This window comes from Sinorhizobium sp. FG01, from assembly GCF_002531875.1.
In the GTDB taxonomy this organism is placed as follows: Bacteria; Pseudomonadota; Alphaproteobacteria; order Rhizobiales; family Rhizobiaceae; genus Sinorhizobium; species Sinorhizobium fredii_C.
This window is the reverse complement of the sequence record NZ_NWTB01000020.1, coordinates 18,185-35,998: the sequence shown is the minus strand read 5'-3', so window position 1 is coordinate 35,998 and position 17,814 is coordinate 18,185. Positions and strand designations below refer to the sequence as shown.

At 64.3% G+C, this 17,814-nt stretch carries 18 protein-coding genes; 16 read left to right on the top strand and 2 right to left on the bottom strand.

Annotated features, from left to right (window positions below):
- Positions 1-37 precede the first annotated feature (37 nt).
- From CO656_RS25580 to CO656_RS25525, 12 genes are all read left to right on the top strand, one after another.
- Positions 38-1,075, top strand: coding sequence for a LacI family DNA-binding transcriptional regulator (locus CO656_RS25580; RefSeq protein ID WP_097527609.1), 1,038 nt, complete (start codon positions 38-40; stop codon positions 1,073-1,075).
- 9 nt (positions 1,076-1,084) lie between these two features.
- A complete protein-coding gene (gene xylB, locus CO656_RS25575) occupies positions 1,085-2,539 on the top strand; it encodes a xylulokinase (protein ID WP_097527608.1) in 1,455 nt (484 codons plus the stop codon).
- Positions 2,540-2,661: 122 nt separating this feature from the next.
- Positions 2,662-3,972, top strand: a complete 1,311-nt coding sequence (gene xylA, locus CO656_RS25570) for a xylose isomerase (RefSeq protein ID WP_097527607.1) — start codon at positions 2,662-2,664, stop codon at positions 3,970-3,972.
- A 242-nt stretch (positions 3,973-4,214) separates the two neighbouring features.
- Positions 4,215-5,267 carry a sugar phosphate isomerase/epimerase gene (locus CO656_RS25565; protein ID WP_097527606.1) on the top strand — a complete coding sequence of 351 codons (1,053 nt, stop codon included), beginning with the start codon at positions 4,215-4,217 and terminating at the stop codon, positions 5,265-5,267.
- Positions 5,268-5,472: 205 nt separating this feature from the next.
- Complete coding sequence (locus CO656_RS25560) at positions 5,473-6,657, top strand: Gfo/Idh/MocA family oxidoreductase (protein ID WP_037414343.1); 1,185 nt, start codon at positions 5,473-5,475, stop codon at positions 6,655-6,657.
- A gap of 206 nt (positions 6,658-6,863) precedes the next feature.
- Positions 6,864-8,237 (top strand): GH1 family beta-glucosidase, encoded by a 1,374-nt coding sequence (locus tag CO656_RS25555; RefSeq protein ID WP_097527605.1) that lies wholly within the window; start codon positions 6,864-6,866, stop codon positions 8,235-8,237.
- Positions 8,238-8,574: 337 nt separating this feature from the next.
- Positions 8,575-9,654: a methionine ABC transporter ATP-binding protein gene (locus CO656_RS25550; RefSeq protein WP_097527604.1), complete on the top strand. Its 1,080-nt coding sequence runs from the start codon at positions 8,575-8,577 to the stop codon at positions 9,652-9,654.
- Positions 9,644-10,309 (top strand): methionine ABC transporter permease, encoded by a 666-nt coding sequence (locus CO656_RS25545; protein WP_037414349.1) that lies wholly within the window; start codon positions 9,644-9,646, stop codon positions 10,307-10,309. Before CO656_RS25550 ends, CO656_RS25545 begins: the two co-directional genes overlap by 11 nt.
- A 46-nt stretch (positions 10,310-10,355) precedes the next feature.
- The gene (locus CO656_RS25540; protein ID WP_037414351.1) at positions 10,356-11,135 is read left to right on the top strand and encodes a MetQ/NlpA family ABC transporter substrate-binding protein; all 780 of its coding nucleotides are present in this window, start codon (positions 10,356-10,358) and stop codon (positions 11,133-11,135) included.
- Between the two features lie 145 nt (positions 11,136-11,280).
- The gene (locus tag CO656_RS25535) at positions 11,281-11,679 is read left to right on the top strand and encodes a GFA family protein (RefSeq protein WP_037414352.1); all 399 of its coding nucleotides are present in this window, start codon (positions 11,281-11,283) and stop codon (positions 11,677-11,679) included.
- Between the two features lie 54 nt (positions 11,680-11,733).
- Positions 11,734-12,978, top strand: coding sequence for an aconitase X catalytic domain-containing protein (locus tag CO656_RS25530; protein ID WP_097527603.1), 1,245 nt, complete (start codon positions 11,734-11,736; stop codon positions 12,976-12,978).
- Positions 12,975-13,394: a DUF126 domain-containing protein gene (locus CO656_RS25525; protein WP_037414357.1), complete on the top strand. Its 420-nt coding sequence runs from the start codon at positions 12,975-12,977 to the stop codon at positions 13,392-13,394. Before CO656_RS25530 ends, CO656_RS25525 begins: the two co-directional genes overlap by 4 nt.
- A 46-nt stretch (positions 13,395-13,440) precedes the next feature.
- Here the strand turns inward: CO656_RS25525 and CO656_RS25520 are convergent, their stop codons facing one another.
- Together CO656_RS25520 and CO656_RS25515 are read right to left on the bottom strand one after the other, a co-directional pair.
- Positions 13,441-14,385: a rhodanese-related sulfurtransferase gene (locus CO656_RS25520; RefSeq protein WP_037414359.1), complete on the bottom strand. Its 945-nt coding sequence runs from the start codon at positions 14,383-14,385 to the stop codon at positions 13,441-13,443.
- A gap of 187 nt (positions 14,386-14,572) precedes the next feature.
- Positions 14,573-15,046 (bottom strand): CYTH domain-containing protein, encoded by a 474-nt coding sequence (locus CO656_RS25515; protein ID WP_037414361.1) that lies wholly within the window; start codon positions 15,044-15,046, stop codon positions 14,573-14,575.
- 200 nt (positions 15,047-15,246) lie between these two features.
- On the opposite strand from CO656_RS25515, the gene CO656_RS25510 reads away from it, so the two are divergent.
- The 4 genes from CO656_RS25510 to CO656_RS25495 all read left to right on the top strand — a co-directional run bounded on the left by CO656_RS25510 (position 15,247) and on the right by CO656_RS25495 (position 17,764).
- Positions 15,247-15,885 (top strand): 2-dehydro-3-deoxy-phosphogluconate aldolase, encoded by a 639-nt coding sequence (locus CO656_RS25510; RefSeq protein ID WP_097527637.1) that lies wholly within the window; start codon positions 15,247-15,249, stop codon positions 15,883-15,885.
- 156 nt (positions 15,886-16,041) lie between these two features.
- Positions 16,042-16,740 carry a tellurite resistance TerB family protein gene (locus CO656_RS25505; RefSeq protein ID WP_097527602.1) on the top strand — a complete coding sequence of 233 codons (699 nt, stop codon included), beginning with the start codon at positions 16,042-16,044 and terminating at the stop codon, positions 16,738-16,740.
- A gap of 113 nt (positions 16,741-16,853) precedes the next feature.
- Entirely contained in the window at positions 16,854-17,552 is a 699-nt protein-coding gene (locus CO656_RS25500) for a GNAT family protein (RefSeq protein ID WP_097527601.1), read from the top strand.
- On the top strand, positions 17,549-17,764 hold the full coding sequence (locus tag CO656_RS25495; protein WP_037414368.1) for a hypothetical protein: 216 nt from the start codon (positions 17,549-17,551) through the stop codon (positions 17,762-17,764). The genes CO656_RS25500 and CO656_RS25495 overlap by 4 nt, the downstream gene beginning before the upstream one ends.
- Positions 17,765-17,814: the final 50 nt, after the last annotated feature.

The window sequence follows — 17,814 nt, the reverse complement described above, 5'->3', positions numbered from 1 at the left end:
AAAACTTCCTCTAAGGGCTTTCCGCGAGGAGGAACGCATGCGACCGACCGTTCACGATATCGCCGCTGAAGCCGGCGTCAGCCTGGCGACCGTCGACCGCGTTCTGAACAACCGTCCGGGCGTTCGGTCGGTCACGCGCGACAAGGTCGAGCAGGCGATCGCGACGCTCGGTTATGTGCGCGACGTTGCCGCAGCCAATCTCGCCAAGGGCCGCAGCTATTCGCTGATTTTCATCCTGCCGGCCGGCGAAAATTCCTTCATGCGCGGGCTCGAGGCCGAGGTGAGGGCCGCCAAGGCGCATCTGGCAGCGGAGCGGACGGAAATCGCGATCCTCTGTGTTCCCGCTTTCGACCCGCGTGCTCTGGCGGATGCCCTTTCCGAGGCGCGCCGGCAGCGGCCCGCCGGCGTCGCCGTCGTTGCCGTCGATGCCCCGGAGGTGGTGCAGTCCGTAAGAGAACTGCGCGAGGACGGGATTGCCGTGGTCACGCTCGTCTCGGACCTGCCGGGATCGACACGGGATCACTTTGCCGGCGTCGACAATATCGCTGCCGGGCGCACCGCCGGAAACCTGATGGGCCGCTTCCTGGGTGATCGGACCGGGCCGGTTGCGGTGGTAGCGGGCTCGATGCTCGTGCGCGACCATCGGGAGCGGCTGGAAGGCTTTCAGGCGGTGATGCGCCAATGCTTCCAAACCCGTTTGCTATTGCCTGTCGTCGAGGGGCAGGACGATGCGGCCCTCGTCGAGAAACTCGTCGGCGATCTCATGGGGTGCCATCCGGATCTGGTCGGAGTCTACAGTCTCGGCGCCGGCAATCGCGGTCTCGTGGCCGCGCTGGAGAAGGCGGGTAGGGCCAAGGCGGTCTGTGCAATCGCCCACGAACTGACGCCCCACAGCCGCGCGGCTCTCCTTTCCGGAACCATCGATGTCCTGCTCAACCAGGATGCGGGCCACGAGGTCAGGAGTGCGATCCGGGTGCTGAAGGCGAAGGCCGACGGGCTGCCGGTGTTCGAGGCCCAGGAACGCATTCGCATCGACATTTTCCTGAAGGACAACCTGCCGATCGAGCAGGCATAGGAGGCACGAATGTATCTCGGACTGGATCTCGGCACGTCCGGCGTCAAGGCCATGCTGATCGACGGCGAGCAGCAGATCATCGGCTCCGCCTCGGCTGCGCTCGAGGTGTCGCGGCCGCATCCCGGCTGGTCCGAGCAGGACCCGGCCGACTGGCTGCGTGCGACGGAAGAGGCGATCGCCGGGCTGAAGGCGGCGCATCCGCATGCCCTTGCGGCGGTCCGCGGCATCGGCCTTTCGGGGCAGATGCACGGCGCGACGCTGCTGGGCGAGGACGATGCGGTACTTCGCCCCTGCATCCTCTGGAACGATACGCGCAGCTTCCGCCAGGCAGCCGCGCTCGATGGCGATCCACAATTCCGGACGCTGACCGGCAATATCGTCTTTCCGGGCTTTACCGCGCCGAAGCTCGCCTGGGTGCGCGAGAACGAGCCCGAGACTTTTGCCAAGCTGCGCTGGGTGCTTCTGCCCAAGGACTATCTCCGCCTGTGGCTGACCGGCGAGCACATGTCGGAAATGTCCGATTCCGCTGGCACCGCCTGGCTCGACACGGGCAAGCGCCGGTGGTCTGAAAGACTGCTTGCCGCAACGCATCTCGAGGAACGGCAGATGCCGGATCTGGTCGAGGGCACGGACAGCGCGGGCACGCTCAGGCCGGAACTTGCCGCTCGCTGGGGCATGGGGCCGGGGATCGTCATTGCCGGCGGCGCCGGCGACAATGCGGCGTCCGCCTGCGGCATGGGCGCGGTCGGCGAGGGGCAGGCCTTTGTCTCGCTCGGCACCTCCGGCGTGCTGTTCGCCGCCAATGCCAGCTATCTTCCCAATCCGGAAAGCGCAGTTCATGCCTTCTGCCACGCGCTCCCGAATACCTGGCACCAGATGGGCGTGATCCTCTCGGCGACCGATGCGCTGAATTGGCATTCGGGCATTACAGGAAGAAGTGCCGCCGACCTGACGGGCGAGCTCGGCGACACGCTAAAGGCGCCAGGTTCCGTTTCGTTCCTTCCCTATCTCTCCGGCGAACGCACGCCACACAATGATGCGGCGATCCGCGGCGTCTTTACCGGCCTTGGCCACGAGAGCTCCCGCGCCGCGCTGACCCAGGCGGTGCTCGAAGGCGTGTCCTTCGCGATCCGCGACAGCCTGGAAGCATTGCGCGCCGCCGGTACGACGCTTGATCGCGTCACGGCGATCGGCGGCGGCTCGCGGTCGCGCTACTGGCTGAAGTCGATCGCAACCGCGCTCGCCCTGCCGGTCGACCTGCCAGCAGATGGTGATTTCGGTGCCGCCTTCGGGGCGGCCCGGCTCGGGCTGATCGCCGCCACCGTCGCCGACCCGGTAGCGACCTGCTCTGCGCCGGCGACGGCGGAGACCATTGCGCCGGACGCTTCGCTGGTGGCGGCCTATGAGGACGCCTACCAGCGCTACCGCCGGCTTTACCCCGCCATCAAGGGAGCGACGATTTAGCCAAGCCCAGTCGGGCCGGCACCGCCGGCCGCATCGGAACCTGATATGAAAACGATTACTTTCCACGAAATCGCCGCGTTCCGCACAAGCGGGCCGGCAACAGCCCAGGATAGGAGACAGCCGTGAGCACCGGGTTTTTCGGCGATATCGCCAAGATCAAATATGAGGGACCGGAGAGCACGAACCCGCTCGCCTTCCGTCACTACAATGCCGACGAGGTCGTCCTCGGCAAGCGGATGGAAGACCATCTGCGCTTCGCCGTCGCCTATTGGCACAGCTTCGTCTGGCCGGGTGGCGACCCGTTCGGCGGGCAGACCTTCGAACGTCCTTGGTTCAAGGACTCGATGGAGGCGGCGAAGCTGAAGGCCGACGTCGCCTTCGAGTTCTTCCAGCTTCTCGGCGTGCCCTTCTATTGCTTCCATGACGCCGACGTGCGCCCGGAGGGCAAGAACTTCGCTGAAAACACCAGCAATCTCGAAGAGATCGTCGATCATTTCGCCAGGAAGCAGGCCGAGACCGGCGTCAAGCTGCTCTGGGGGACGGCGAATCTATTCTCGAACCGCCGCTATATGGGCGGTGCCGCGACCAACCCGGATCCGGACGTCTTCGCCTTCGCCGCGGCAACCGTGAAGACCTGCATCGACGCGACGCAGAAGCTCAGTGGCGAGAACTACGTGCTCTGGGGCGGGCGCGAGGGCTATGAGACGCTGCTCAACACCGACCTGAAGCGCGAGCTCGACCAGCTCGGCCGCTTCGTCAACCTCGTCGTCGAATACAAGCACAAGATCGGCTTCAAGGGCACGATCCTGATCGAGCCGAAGCCGCAGGAGCCGACCAAGCATCAGTACGATTTCGACGTCGCGACCGTTTACGGCTTCCTGAAAAAGTACGGCCTCGAGAACGAGGTGAAGGTCAATATCGAGCAGGGCCACGCGATCCTGGCCGGCCATTCTTTCGAGCACGAGCTGGCGCTCGCCAACGCGCTCGGCATCTTCGGCTCGATCGACATGAACCGCAACGACTACCAGTCCGGCTGGGACACCGACCAGTTCCCCAACAATGTGCCGGAAATGGCGCTCGCCTATTATCATGTGCTCGCAGGCGGTGGCTTCAAGACCGGCGGCACCAATTTCGACGCGAAGCTGCGCCGCCAGTCGATCGATCCGGAAGACCTCTTGATCGGTCATATCGGCGGCATGGACTGCTGCGCCCGCGGTCTCAAGGCGGCGGCGAAGATGATCGAGGACAAGGCGCTCTCCGCACCGCTCGAAAAGCGCTATGCCGGCTGGAAGGTACCGGAGGCGAACAAGATGCTCGAAGGCGGCTTCTCGCTCGAGGAAATCGAGGGCTGGGTGCGCAAGGCCGATCTCAACCCGCAACCGAAGTCCGGCAAGCAGGAGTACCTGGAAAACGTCGTCAATCGCTACGTCTGACCTGGCGATTGGATTACCCGCTGCACTCGCGGATGAATTTTGGCGCCCGCGAGTGCCATTCAAAAGCTCTTCGCGACAGGGCAGAAGCCCATTGCCCCTCGCGAAGAATCTGCTAGTTTCTCGCTCCTGCAACGTTGCAGGTATTATAAGATATCCCGAAAATTGCGGGGCGAAGCGCTCGAATACCACTCAACCGGCAGGCCGGTGTTTCAGAAAACCGATCCACTAGGGAGGAATTTTGCATGAAGACCATCAAGGGACCGGGGCTTTTTCTTGCGCAATTCGCCGGTGACGCGGCGCCCTTCAATTCCTGGGATTCAATTACGAAATGGGCGGCCGATTGCGGCTACAAGGGCGTACAGGTCCCGAGCTGGGACGGTCGGCTCTTCGACCTGAAGAGGGCGGCTGAATCGAAGGCCTATTGCGACGAGATCGCCGGCAAGGCGCGCGACAACGGCATTGAGATCACCGAGCTCTCGACCCATCTGCAGGGCCAGCTGGTGGCCGTGCATCCTGCCTATGACGAGGCCTTCGACGGCTTCGCCGTGCCGGAAGTGCGCGGCAATCCGAAAGCGCGCCAGCAATGGGCGGTCGAACAGGTGAAGCTGGCGCTGACCGCTTCCAGGAATCTCGGCCTGGACGCGATGGCGAGCTTCTCCGGCGCCCTCGCCTGGCCCTTCGTCTACCCCTGGCCGCAGCGACCGGCAGGGCTGGTCGAGACTGCCTTCGACGAGCTTGCCCGTCGCTGGAAGCCGATCCTCGACCATGCGGAGGAGTGCGGCGTCGATGTCTGCTACGAGATCCATCCGGGCGAGGATTTGCACGACGGCATCACCTACGAGATGTTCCTGGAGCGAACCGGCAACCATGCCCGAGCCTGCATGCTCTACGATCCGTCGCACTACGTCCTGCAGTGCCTCGACTATCTCGACAATATCGACATCTACAAGGACCGCATCCGGATGTTCCACGTCAAGGATGCGGAGTTCAACCCGACCGGCCGGCAGGGCGTCTATGGCGGCTATCAGGGCTGGGTGAACCGCGTCGGCCGCTTCCGCTCGCTCGGCGACGGCCAGGTCGATTTCGGCGCAGTCTTCTCGAAAATGGCCGCGAATGATTTCGCCGGCTGGGCTGTGGTCGAGTGGGAATGCGCGCTGAAGCATCCGGAAGACGGCGCGCGCGAGGGCGCGGACTTCGTCAAGGCGCATATCATCCGCGTCACCGAAAAGGCCTTCGACGATTTTGCCGATAGCGGCACGGACGAGGCGGCGAACCGGCGGATGTTGGGTATTTAAGGAACAAGACCCCGCCCCACCCCCTCCCCACAAGGGGGAGGGCTTTCGGGCTGCTCCCTCCGTCTCCACCTGCGACATCTCCGCTTGCGAATCTGTCGAGTTGGGAATGGAACGGAGGCGGCAGTTCAAGCCCTTGTGGGCAGGGGTTGGGGAGGGGCACAGGCGGATATTTCGCCAAACAGCTAGTTTCAGGAGAGAAAGCACGATGGCAATCGAGGGAAGCAGTTCGGAATCTCGTCAGAAGCGGATACGGCTCGGCATGGTCGGCGGCGGCTCGGGCGCCTTCATCGGCGCGGTGCACCGGATCGCGGCGCGGCTCGACGACCACTATGAACTGGTGGCCGGCGCTCTGTCGTCGACGCCCGAGAAGGCGCAGGCCTCAGGCCGCGAGCTCGGGCTAGACTCGGCGCGCGTCTACTCGGATTTCAAGGAAATGGCGATCCGAGAGGCGAAGCTCAAGAACGGCATCGAAGCGGTGGCGATCGTCACGCCGAACCATGTGCACTATGCTGCCGCCAAGGAGTTCCTGAAGCGCGGCATCCACGTCATCTGCGACAAGCCGCTAACCTCGACGTTTGCCGACGCGAAGAAGCTGAAGAAGGCGGCGGAGGACAGCGACGCGCTCTTCGTGCTGACGCATAACTACACCGGTTACCCGATGGTGCGGCAGGCGCGCGAAATGATCGCCAACGGCGAGATCGGCGCCGTCCGGCTGGTGCAGATGGAATATCCACAGGACTGGCTGACGGAAAATATCGAGCAGTCCGGCCAGAAGCAGGCGGCGTGGCGGACCGACCCGGCACGCTCCGGAGCCGGCGGCTCGACCGGCGATATCGGCACCCATGCCTATAATCTCGGCTGCTTCGTCTCCGGTCTCGAACTCGACGAACTGTCGGCCGATCTCGACAGTTTCGTCGGCGGTCGCCAGCTCGACGACAACGCCCACGTGATGCTGCGCTTCAAGGAGAAGGACGGTGCGCGGGCGAAGGGCATGCTGTGGTGCAGCCAGGTGGCGCCCGGCCACGAGAACGGCCTGATGGTGCGCGTCTACGGCACCAAGGGTGGTCTCGAATGGACGCAGAAGGACCCGAACTATCTCTGGCATACGCCGTTCGGCGAGCCGAAGCGGCTGCTGACGCGCGCCGGAGCCGGCGCCTCGGCGGCAGGGGCTCGGGTTTCGCGCATTCCGTCGGGCCACCCGGAAGGCTATCTCGAAGGCTTCGCCAATATCTACACGGAGGCCGCCCGCGCCATTTACGCCAGGCGAAACGGCGAGACCGTGGATCCGGCTGTCACATATCCGACGATAGACGATGGCATGAAGGGCATGGTCTTCGTCGATGCCTGCGTACGCTCGTCGCAGCGCAACGGCGCCTGGATCAAGGTCTGAGCCGCATCCGGCAAGTTCAGGAAAGGGCGGGGGTGCACCTCGCCCTTTTTTGTCGGGGTTGACATTTGCTGCGGCAGCTTTAGGCCACGCTCACGAACGAGAGCGGCATGGAAGACGCCTGTCTTTTCGCGCGCCCCGCTCTCCCATTGGAAACGAATGCAGCCGCGCCCCTTCCGACGCGCTGTGCAGACGACGGGACAACAACGATGATCGAAGCCAAGAAACTCGCAGAACGATTTCCGGGCGACTTCGTCTTCGGCGTGGCCACCGCCTCCTTCCAGATCGAGGGCGCCAGCAAGGCCGACGGGCGCAAGCCGTCCATCTGGGACGCCTTCTCCAGCATGCCGGGCCGCGTCTTCGAGCGCCACAATGGCGACGTCGCTTGCGACCATTACAATCGCCTGGAACAGGATCTCGATCTCATCAAGAGCCTCAGCGTCGAGGCCTACCGCTTCTCGATCGCCTGGCCGCGCATCATTCCGGAGGGCACCGGGCCGATCAACGAAAAGGGGCTCGACTTCTATGACCGCCTAGTCGATGGCCTGAAGGCCCGCGGCATCAAGGCCTTTGCGACGCTCTACCATTGGGACCTGCCGCTGGCGCTGATGGGCGACGGCGGCTGGACGGCGCGGACGACCGCCTATGCCTACCAGCGCTATGCGAAGACGGTGATCGCCCGGCTCGGTGACCGGCTCGATGCGGTGGCGACTTTCAACGAGCCGTGGTGCTCGGTGTGGCTCAGCCATCTCTACGGCATTCATGCGCCGGGCGAGCGCAATATGGATGCGGCGCTCGCCGCACTGCATTTCACCAATCTCGCCCACGGCCTTGGCGTCGCTGTGATCCGCTCCGAAAAGCCGGACCTGCCGGTCGGCATCGTCATCAACGCTCACCCGGTCTATCCCGGCAGCGACAGCGCCGAGGACAAGGCCGCGGCCGAGCGCGCCTTCGATTTCCACAACGGCGTCTTCTTCGGGCCGATCTTCAAGGGCGAGTACCCGGAGGGCTTCCTCTCGGCGCTCGGGTCCCGCATGCCGCTGATCGAGGACGGCGACATGACGACGATCGCCCAGCCGCTCGACTGGTGGGGCCTCAACTACTACACGCCGATGCGCGTTTCGCATGATCCGGCCGCCGGTGCCGAATATCCGGCAACGGTCAATGCGAAGCCGGTGAGCGAGGTGAAGACCGATATCGGTTGGGAGGTCTATGCGCCGGCGCTCGGGGCGCTGGTGGAAACCCTCAACGCCCGCTATACGCTTCCGGATTGCTACATCACCGAGAATGGCGCCTGCTACAATATGGGCGTCGAGAACGGCGTCGTCGACGACCAGCCGCGGCTCGACTACATCGCCGACCACCTGTCGGTCACCGCCGACCTGATTGCCAAGGGCTATCCGATGCGCGGCTATTTCGCCTGGAGCCTCATGGACAATTTCGAATGGGCGGAAGGCTATCGCATGCGCTTCGGCATCGTCCACGTGGACTACGAGACTCAGGCCCGCACGATCAAGAAGAGCGGCCACTGGTACAAGGCGCTCGCGGAGCAGTTTCCGAAGGGCAACCATAAGCCGGCCTGACTCCCAGCGCCGCACTGCGGGCGCAATCGTTCTACATAAAAAGAGTAGACTTTTGCGCCGGGCTCCCGCGTTAGGAAAAATCGTGCCTGTGAAACGGGAGGGGCGAAGGGCATAACAACCTAGACGAGGCGGCATGGCAGCCATGCCGCACGCGACCTTGAACCGACCGGTTGCCCGATGATAGAGAATTGCTCCCCGTTCCGAATGCGTTGTCGCAGGTCCGAGTGACCCGACACGCCTCCCGTCCAGCAACGTGACAGGGACGAGAGTTTCGAACATCCGAGAGCATCATGTATCCTGACATCCCTGTGATCCCTCCTGCGGAGGCGACCGGACAATGACTGTTTCAACTTCCCCTATTGAGACCGGGGATGCCGCCGTCGTCTTCGACGGCGTTTCCAAGCGCTTCGCGGCCTCCGGCCAAAGCGCTGCCTTCGCGGCGCTGAACGACGTCAGCCTGACGGTTGGTCGCGGCTCGATCACCGGTATCATCGGCCGCTCCGGCGCCGGCAAGTCGACGCTGATCCGGCTGGTCAACGGCCTCGAGAAGCCGACAACCGGCAAGGTGCTCGTCGACGGCGTCGATGTCGGCGCACTCGACGAGGCGTCATTGCGCGACCTTCGACGCTCGGTCGGGATGATCTTCCAGCACTTCAACCTGCTTTCGTCGCGGACCGTTTTCGGCAATGTGGCGCTGCCGCTGGAGATCGCCGGCATGGATAGGCGGGCGATCGATGAGCGCGTGCGACCGCTCCTCGACCTCGTCGGTCTCGCCGACAAGCACGGCCGCTACCCGGCCGAGCTTTCCGGCGGCCAGAAGCAGCGCATCGGCATCGCCCGGGCGCTGGCGACCGAGCCGAAGCTGCTGCTTTCGGACGAGGCGACCTCTGCGCTTGATCCGGAAACGACGCAATCGATCCTCGAACTGCTGAAGCGCATCAATGCCGAACTGGGTCTGACGGTGCTGCTGATTACCCACGAAATGGAGGTGGTGAAGGCGGTCACCTCGGACGTGGCGGTGATCGACAAGGGCGAGATCGTCGAGCGCGGCCACACCTTCGACGTCTTCACCCATCCGAAGCACGAAACGACGCGGGCCCTTCTATCCGGACTGCCGGGCTCGAAGCTGCCGGAAGCCGTTGCAAGGGACATCAGGCCCGCTGCAGCGGCTGGCGACCGGGTCGTCGTGCGGCTGACTTTCTTCGGCGCGGCGGCCGAGCGGCCGCTGATCTCCCGGCTCATCCAGTCGATCGGCGCAGAGGTCAATATCATCGCCGGCACGATCGATGAGATCGGCGGCAAGCCCTATGGCTCGCTGGTCGTCGCCTATGGCGCGGATCCGGAAACCGCGGGGAGGGCGGATCGGTTCTTCGCCGAGAACGGCCTGGTGACGGAGGTGCTTGGCTATGTCGCCTGATCTTCTCATGCTCATCGGCAAGGCCACGCTCGACACGCTTCGCATGGTGGCGATCGCCGGTTTCGTCGGCGCGCTGATCGGCCTGCCGATCGGCATCTTCCTCGCCACCAGCGGCAAGGGCGAACTCTTTCCGGCACCCAATGTCAACCGCGCCGTCGGTCTTATCGTCAACGCCACGCGTTCGACGCCCTTCATCATTCTCGTCGTGGCGATCATCCCGTTCACGCGGCTCGTCACCGGCACCTCGATCGGCACCAAGGCGGCGATCGTGCCGCTGACCATCGCGACCATCCCGTTCTTCGCCCGCCTCGTCGAGGCGGCGATCCGTGACGTCGACAGGGGGCTGATCGAGGCGGCCCGCGCCATGGGCGCCACGCCGATGCAGATCGTCTTCAAGGTGCTGCTCGCCGAGGCCCGGCCGGCGCTGACGCTGGCGCTCACCATGACCATCGTGAGCCTCATCGGCTATTCGGCAATGGTCGGCGCCGTCGGCGGCGGCGGCCTCGGCGATCTCGGCATTCGCTACGGCTACCAGCGCTTCATGCCCGACGTGATGCTGATCGTCGTCATCGTGCTGATCGTCTTGGTGCAGCTCGTGCAGAGCGCCGGCGACCGCCTGGCGCGCCGCTTCGACAAGCGCAGCCGCAAGACCTGACCCTTCCTCCCACACGCGACTTCCTTCAGATAACAAGGAGCCTCCCATGAAGAAAATCCTCCTCGCAGCATCGCTCGCCCTTGCCTTTGCGGCCGGGGCGGCCAACGCCGAAACCATCAAGGTCGGCGTGACACCCGGCCCACACGCCCAGATCATGGAAAAGGTCAAGGAAGTGGCGGCCGGCAAGGGCCTCGACATCGAGATCCTCGAATTCTCCGATTACGTCGTGCCGAACCAGGCGCTCGCCGATGGCGAGCTCAACGCCAACTCCTTCCAGCACAAGCCCTATCTCGACAATCAGGTCGCCGACCGCGGCTACGACATCGTCAGCGTCGCCTATACCGTCAACTTCCCGATGGGGGTCTATTCGAAGAAGGTGAACAGCCTCGAAGAGCTTGCCGAGGGTGCGACGGTCGCGATCCCGAACGACCCGACCAATGGCGGCCGGGCGCTGCTGATCCTCGCCGACAAGGGGCTGATCAAGCTTAAGGAAGGCGCCGGTCTCAAGGTCGGCCCCGCCGATGTGGCCGAAAACCCGAAGAACTTCACCTTCGCCGAACTCGATGCGGCCCAGCTTCCGCGCTCGCTCGATGATGTCGACGCTGCCGTCATCAACACCAACTATGCGCTCGAAGCCGGACTCGACCCGTCCAAGGACCCGATCGCCCGCGAAGGCGAGAAGGCGCCCTATGTCAATATCATCGCCGTCAACGGCAAGGACAAGGACGCGCCCTGGGTCAAGACGCTGATCGACGCCTACCACAACGACACGGTGAAGGCGTTCGTCAACGAGACCTTCAAGGGCTCGGTCATCGCCGGCTGGTGACCGCGGAATATCCCGAGGGCTGGCCCTCTCCCCGGGGCGAGGGGGTTCAGGAAGTGTCCATGCAAAGCCGCGCGTCCTGACGCGCGGCTTCCATTGATTGACGCAGGCGCAGCGCTATTCTTCCCGCTTTCGAGGAGGAAAGCACATGAAGGGTGGATGTCTGTGCGGTGCCGTGCGTTACGAGGCGAAGGGGCCACCGATCTATTCCGGGTTTTGCCATTGTCGCGATTGCCAGCGGGCAACCGGCACCGGCCATTGCTGCTACATGATTTTTTCGCGCGCCGATGTGGAGTTCACCGGCGAGCTCAAGCCCTATTCGAAATTTGCCGAGAACGGCAATGTCACGCTCAGGCATTTCTGCGTCACATGCGGCAGCCAGATATTCGGCTCCGGCCCGCTCGAGGATGATCGATGGACGGTCTATGCCGGGACGCTCGACGATCCTTCGCTGTTCACGCCGACAGATGCGGTCTTCACCCGTAGCCGCCAAGCTTGGGACAGGCTTGCCATTGTGCTTGACGAGTGTGAGACCCTTCCGGGCTGAATGCCGGCAAGTGGTCGAATTGACTTGCGCCACGGGAAGACTTTAATCCGCTGTATGTCCATAGCGCTTTCATCTGTCGACGAATCGCTGCTGTCCGGCGAGCAAGGCGGAGCGGCCGCCTTCGCCATGCGGCTGCTCGTCCGCTTCGCCGAGGCGGTCGGCGCGGAGCGTTTCGTCGACATCGAGGCGGCGCATATCGACGGCTGTCTCTATCTCGGCCAGGTGAGCCTCGACTTCGTCGAGCATCTGGTAAGCCTCGGGGGCCGCGTTCGCGTGCCGACGACGCTCAATGTCGGCTCCGTCGACCTTATCCACCCGGAGCTTTTTCATGGGAGCGACGAGGTCAGCCATGGCGGGGCGCGGCTGATGAGGGCGCATGAGGAGCTCGGCTGCGTGCCGACCTTCACCTGCGCGCCCTATCAAACGATCTTCCGGCCGCGCTTCGGCGCCCAGATCGCCTGGGCCGAATCGAACGCCATCGTCTTTGCAAATTCGGTGCTCGGCGCCCGTACCAATCGCTATGGCGATTTCATCGATCTCTGTTGCGCCTTGACCGGTCGTGCGCCCTATTATGGCCTGCATATCGGCGAGAACCGCCGCGCGCGCATCCTTGTGGAGGTCGAGAGCCTGCCCGAAGAATGGGCGGAAGCGGGGCTCGCCTGCGTCGCCGTCGGACATGCTATCGGCAGGCGCTGCGGCGACCGGGTGCCGGCGATCACCGGCCTGCCGGTCTCGACGAACGAGGACGATCTGAAGGCGCTCGGTGCGGTCGCGGCTTCCGCTGGCGCCGTTGCGCTCTTTCATGCGGTCGGGCTGACGCCGGAGGCGCCGACGATCGAGGCGGCCCTCCAGGGCAGGGCGCCGGAAGAGGTGATCCGGCTGAGGGCGGCGGACCTCCGGGAAACCGTGCACAAGCTTTCGACCGTCCCGGACGGAACCCCATTGACTGCCGTCAGCTTGGGCACGCCGCACTTCTCGCTCTCGGAGTTCGGGCGGCTGATGCCGCTGATCGACGGTTCGCGGCCGGTGATCGATGTCTATGTCAACACCCATCGGGCGGTGCTCGATGAACTGCAAAGACGCGGCTGGGAGGAGCGCCTGAGGGAGGCCGGCGTGACGCTGGTCATCGATACCTGCACCTATGTGACGGCGGTGATGCGCGACCTGTCCGGCGCCGTCATGACCAATTCCGGCAAATGGGCCTATTACGCGCCGGGCAATATCGGCGTCGACGTCGCCTTCGGATCGCTTGCGGACTGCGTCGCATCGGCCCGGGCCGGAAAGGTGGTGCGGCTGTGACGGTGCGGCTCCGGGCAACAACGCTGGTCGCCGGATCGGCGGCGGCGGAAACCCTGGTGCTGTCGGAACCTTTAAGCTTCTGGGGCGGCCTCGACTCGGCGTCCGGCCGGATCATCGACCAGTGGCATCCGCAGAAGAACGCGGTGATGAGCGGCCGCATCCTGGTGATGCGGGCAGGGCGCGGCTCGAGCTCCGGCAGTTCGGTGCTGGCCGAAGCGCTTCGCCGTGGAACCGGTCCGGCCGGCATCGTGCTCTTGGCGCGCGACGCGATCGTCACGGTCGGGGCGATGGTGGCGGCCGAGCTCTATGGAAAGTCCTGTCCGGTGGTCCTCGCCAGCGAGGCCGACTGGATGGCGATCACCGGAGCCGGCTCATTGGCGATCGATACGCAGGACGAAGCGGCGATCGAGATTTGATGCGGTGCCGGCAGGCGGATGAGTGGCGGACCGGAAGGCAACCAATTCAGCTTCCCAAATGCCGCTCGCCGCGTTTCTTCGCCAGGGCGATCTGCCGCTGCCGCTCCCGGTAGCGCTCGCGGTCCTCGTCGGTGCGGATCTCGTGGCAATGGACGCAGGAGACGCCCTCTTCGTGAAGCGTCGACTGCAGGTCCGCCAGAGCCAGAGGCTGGCGGCAGGCGTGGCAGAGCGTATGCTCGCCCTCGGCGAGGCCATGGGTGACGGAGACGCGCTCGTCGAAGACGAAGCAGGCGCCGTCCCAGAGGCTTTCCTCCGCCGGGACTTCCTCGAGATATTTCAGGATGCCGCCTTTGAGGTGATAGACCTCTTCGAAGCCCTCTTCCTTCATGAAGGCGGTCGCCTTCTCGCAGCGGATGCCGCCGGTGCAGTACATGGCGATCTTCGGCTTGTTGTGCAGACCGGTGTTGTTGCGCACCCAGTCGGGAAATTCGCGGAAGGTCTTGGTCTTCGGATCGACGGCACCGCGGAAGAGGCCGATCGCCGTCTCGTAGTCGTTGCGCGTGTCGATGACCAGCGTGTCCGGATCGGAGATCAGCGCGTTCCAGTCCTTCGGCTCCACATAGGTGCCGACCACCTTGTTGGGGTCGATGGTGTCGACGCCCATGGTGACGATCTCCTTCTTCAGCCGCACCTTCATGCGCAGGAAGGGCATGGCCGAGGCCCGGCTTTCCTTGTGCTCGAGACGCGCGAATTCCGGTTGCGCGCGCAGAAAGGCGAGCACCGACGCAATCCCTCCGTCACTGCCGGCGATCGTGCCGTTGATGCCTTCGTGGGCGAGGAGCAGCGTGCCCTTCACGCCGCTGGCGTCGCAGACCGCCTGCAGCGGTTCGCGGAATTCGGCGAAACGCGCGAAGGAAACGAAATGGTATAGCGCGGCCACGAGAAACTGGCCCTGCGCCGCCGGGTGCGGTGTCGTGAACATGTCGGTCATGCGGGACGCAAATACAGCTTTCATCGGCCAAGCGCAATCGCGGCGGGCGGCAACCGAAAGCCCTTACCGGCTATCTCCCTGGTGGATGCACGGTGCACTCCGGCCGGCTGCTCGTTTAGGACTGCCACCGCATGCTCGATCTCGCGAAAGTCCCCGGTAAGACGACGACCCGGACCGAAGGCGCAGGTCATCGTTGCGCGACCAAGAGTCCCTCGGTGGCAAGCGCCTGGTTGGAATAGCGGCGGTCGCCGGTAATCTCTCGTCCGACCCAGGAGGGCAGGGCGGGCAAATCCGTTTCGCGCTTCATTTCGACTTCGGCGACGACGAGCCCTTCGAGTGCCCCTTCGTAAACGTCGACCTCCCAGGTAAAGCCCTTGTGCGGCACGCGGTAGCGGCGCTTCTCGATGACGATGCCAACGCCCTGGGCCAGCAGCTCGCGGGCGTCGTCCATCGGCAGGTCGTATTCGTATTCGTTGCGGACAAGGGCTGATTTGCCGATCTTGACGGTGAGGCGTGCCCATTTGTTGCCGTGGATCCGCACGCGCACCGAACGATCCTCCATGGTGACGATATAGGCCTGGCGCAGCCTGATCCCTCCGTCGGCGCGCTCCTTCCAGCCGTCGGAAGCGACCAGAAACTTGCGCTCTATCTCCTTCGCCATGAAATGTCCCGTCACTTCGAGAAGTGGAATGTCATGAAACTATCGGATTGTAGCAGAGGCTCAAGCCATGTCTTTGCGCCAAATCATATTTTGTCATTTGCTTGCATGCGGGGCGGGAATGCGCGCGTCTTTCGGGCTCGACATCGATTGGCAGGAAGAGTATGCGAGGGGCGGATTCAATCGTTTTAAAGGACGCGGGCATGAGTGCGAAGACCGACAAGCTTCTTTCCATCCTCAAGCTGCAACCGGTTGTGCCGGTGCTGGTGATCGACGATGCGGCAACCGCTGTGCCGCTCGCCCGCGCGCTAGTGGCAGGCGGCCTGAAGGCGATCGAGATCACGCTGCGCACGCCGGCGGCGCTCGAGGCGATCCGCGCCGTGGCGAACGAAGTGGAGGGCGCCGTTGCCGGGGCCGGCACCATCCTCAACGCCGCGCAGTTCGAAGAGGCGGTGAAGGCCGGCTCCGAGTTCATCGTTACTCCCGGCACGACGCAGGAGCTGATCGATGTCGCCAATGACCACGCGGTGCCGCTGCTGCCGGGGGCGGCAACGGCCAGCGAAGTGATGGGGCTGCGCGAGGAAGGCTACGACGTCATGAAGTTCTTCCCGGCCGAACAGGCCGGCGGTGCCGCCTATCTGAAGTCGCTGTCCTCGCCGCTTGCCGGCACTTTGTTCTGCCCGACCGGCGGCATTTCGCTCGCCAATGCGCGCGACTATCTTTCGCTGCCGAACGTCGTCTGCGTCGGCGGATCCTGGGTGGCGCCGAAGGAGCTGGTTGCGAAGGGCGACTGGGCCGGCATTACCAAGCTTGCCGCCGAGGCCTTCGCCCTCAAAGGATAACAGGCCAAACAGGCAACTCACAAGAAGCCGGGCTCCTGTCCGGCTTTTTCGTGTCCGGGGCGTATTTGTATTTTCGCCTCGCGGTTCCTATGTCTCACACCGCAACGACGCGGCGAGGCGAAAGCTTCCGCGCGTCAAACCTAAGGAGCGAGGCCGATGTTCGACGCGAAGAAATTGCTGGATCAGTTCTTGGGTTCGCAGATGCCCGGCGCCGGCGGCACGGTCGGCGGCCGCGCCGACCAGGTGACCAAGCTCGCCAAGGACAATCCTCTGGCGACCGGCGCGATCGCGGCGGTGCTGCTCGGCACGAAGTCGGGACGCATGCTGGCCGGCAATGCGGCTGTTCTCGGCGGCTTGGCGGCGATCGCCGGCCTTGGCTATCAGGCCTACAAGAACTACCAGGCCGGCCAGGCGCCGCAACCGGCGTCTTCAGCACCCGCACAACTCCCCGCACCGCCGGCCGATTCCGGCTTCGCGGCACCGGAAGCGCTCAGCAACGACTTCGCGCTGGTGCTCGTTCGCGCCATGATCGCTGCAGCCCGGGCGGATGGCCATATCGACGCAACCGAGCGCGGCCGGATCCTGGACAAGCTCTCCCTTTCCGGTCTTTCGGCGGATGCCGCGGCTTTCCTTGAAAAAGAGCTCGCCGATCCGATCGATCTGGACGCCATCGTCGCTGCCGGCAAGACGGAGGAGGAGCGGGTCGAGATCTACACGGCGTCGCGGATTGCAATCGAGCCGGACGGCCGGGCGGAGCGCGGCTACCTCGATCTTCTAGCCGGACGGCTTGGACTTGCCGATGCGCTTGTCGACCATATCGAGGCGACGGTGTCCGCGGCGAAGGTTTCCATTTAGGCCGCAGGCGGAGCGGAGCACATCCGTTCCGCTCATGGTTCGATCACCAGTTTGAATTTGAAACCGGCCGGCGTCTGTCCTATTGCGAAGCAAGTGCAACGCAGGAGTGATCGATGCGCGATCTTGCCAAGTGGAAGGGATGCCCGGCGCCGCAGCCGGTCTCGATCGAGGGCCGATATGTCGGGGTGGAGCCCTATGACCGGGCGGCGCATCTCGATCCGCTCTGGCACGACGCCTTCGGCGGCTTAGCGATCAACCCGCTGCTCAAATATTTCACCCAGGACGATTTTTCGGGAATCGAGGCCTTCGACGCCTGGCTCTCGGCGGTCCAGACGAAGTCCGGATGGATCACCGAGGTGTTTCGCGACAAGGCGACCGGCAAGGTCGTCGGCATGGCGAACTATATGCGTGCTGACCCCGCCAACGGCGTCGTCGAGGTCGGCGGCGTCGCGCACGGACCGGCCATGTCGCGTTCGCCGCTTTCGACGGAAGCGCATTATCTGATGGCGAGGCACGTTTTCGAGGACCTCGGTTATCGCCGCTACGAGTGGAAATGCCACAGCGAGAACCAGCCGAGCCGCACCACGGCGCTCAGGCTCGGTTTCACCTTCGAAGGCATTTTCCGCCAGCACATGATTTCCAAGCACGCCAATCGCGACACGGCATGGTTTTCGATGATCGACAGCGAATGGCCGCTCCTCAAGGCGGCGTTCGAGGCCTGGCTTTCGCCGGAGAATTTCGATCCTGAGGGGCGCCAGAAGCGGCGGCTGGAGGACATCCGCGGGGACCTCGCGGCAAGGGAGCAAGCGTGAACACGCCGGAGAAGAAGGATAAGTCGCCGGCGATCGCCGCCGCCATCATCCTGGCGGTCGTCGGCATCGGCTTCTTCGTGCTGCCGTCGATCATGGTGCGGCTCGGCGACATTTCCCCATGGCTCGCCGCCGGCGTCGGGGCCCTCTTCGTGCTCGGCTTCTTCCTGCTCTTCTGGCTGCGCGCCCGGCATCAGCGGCGGAAGGGGCTTTGATACTGCCGGCGCAAAGCCGCCTTGATGCAAGTGATTGCCCCTCACCCTAG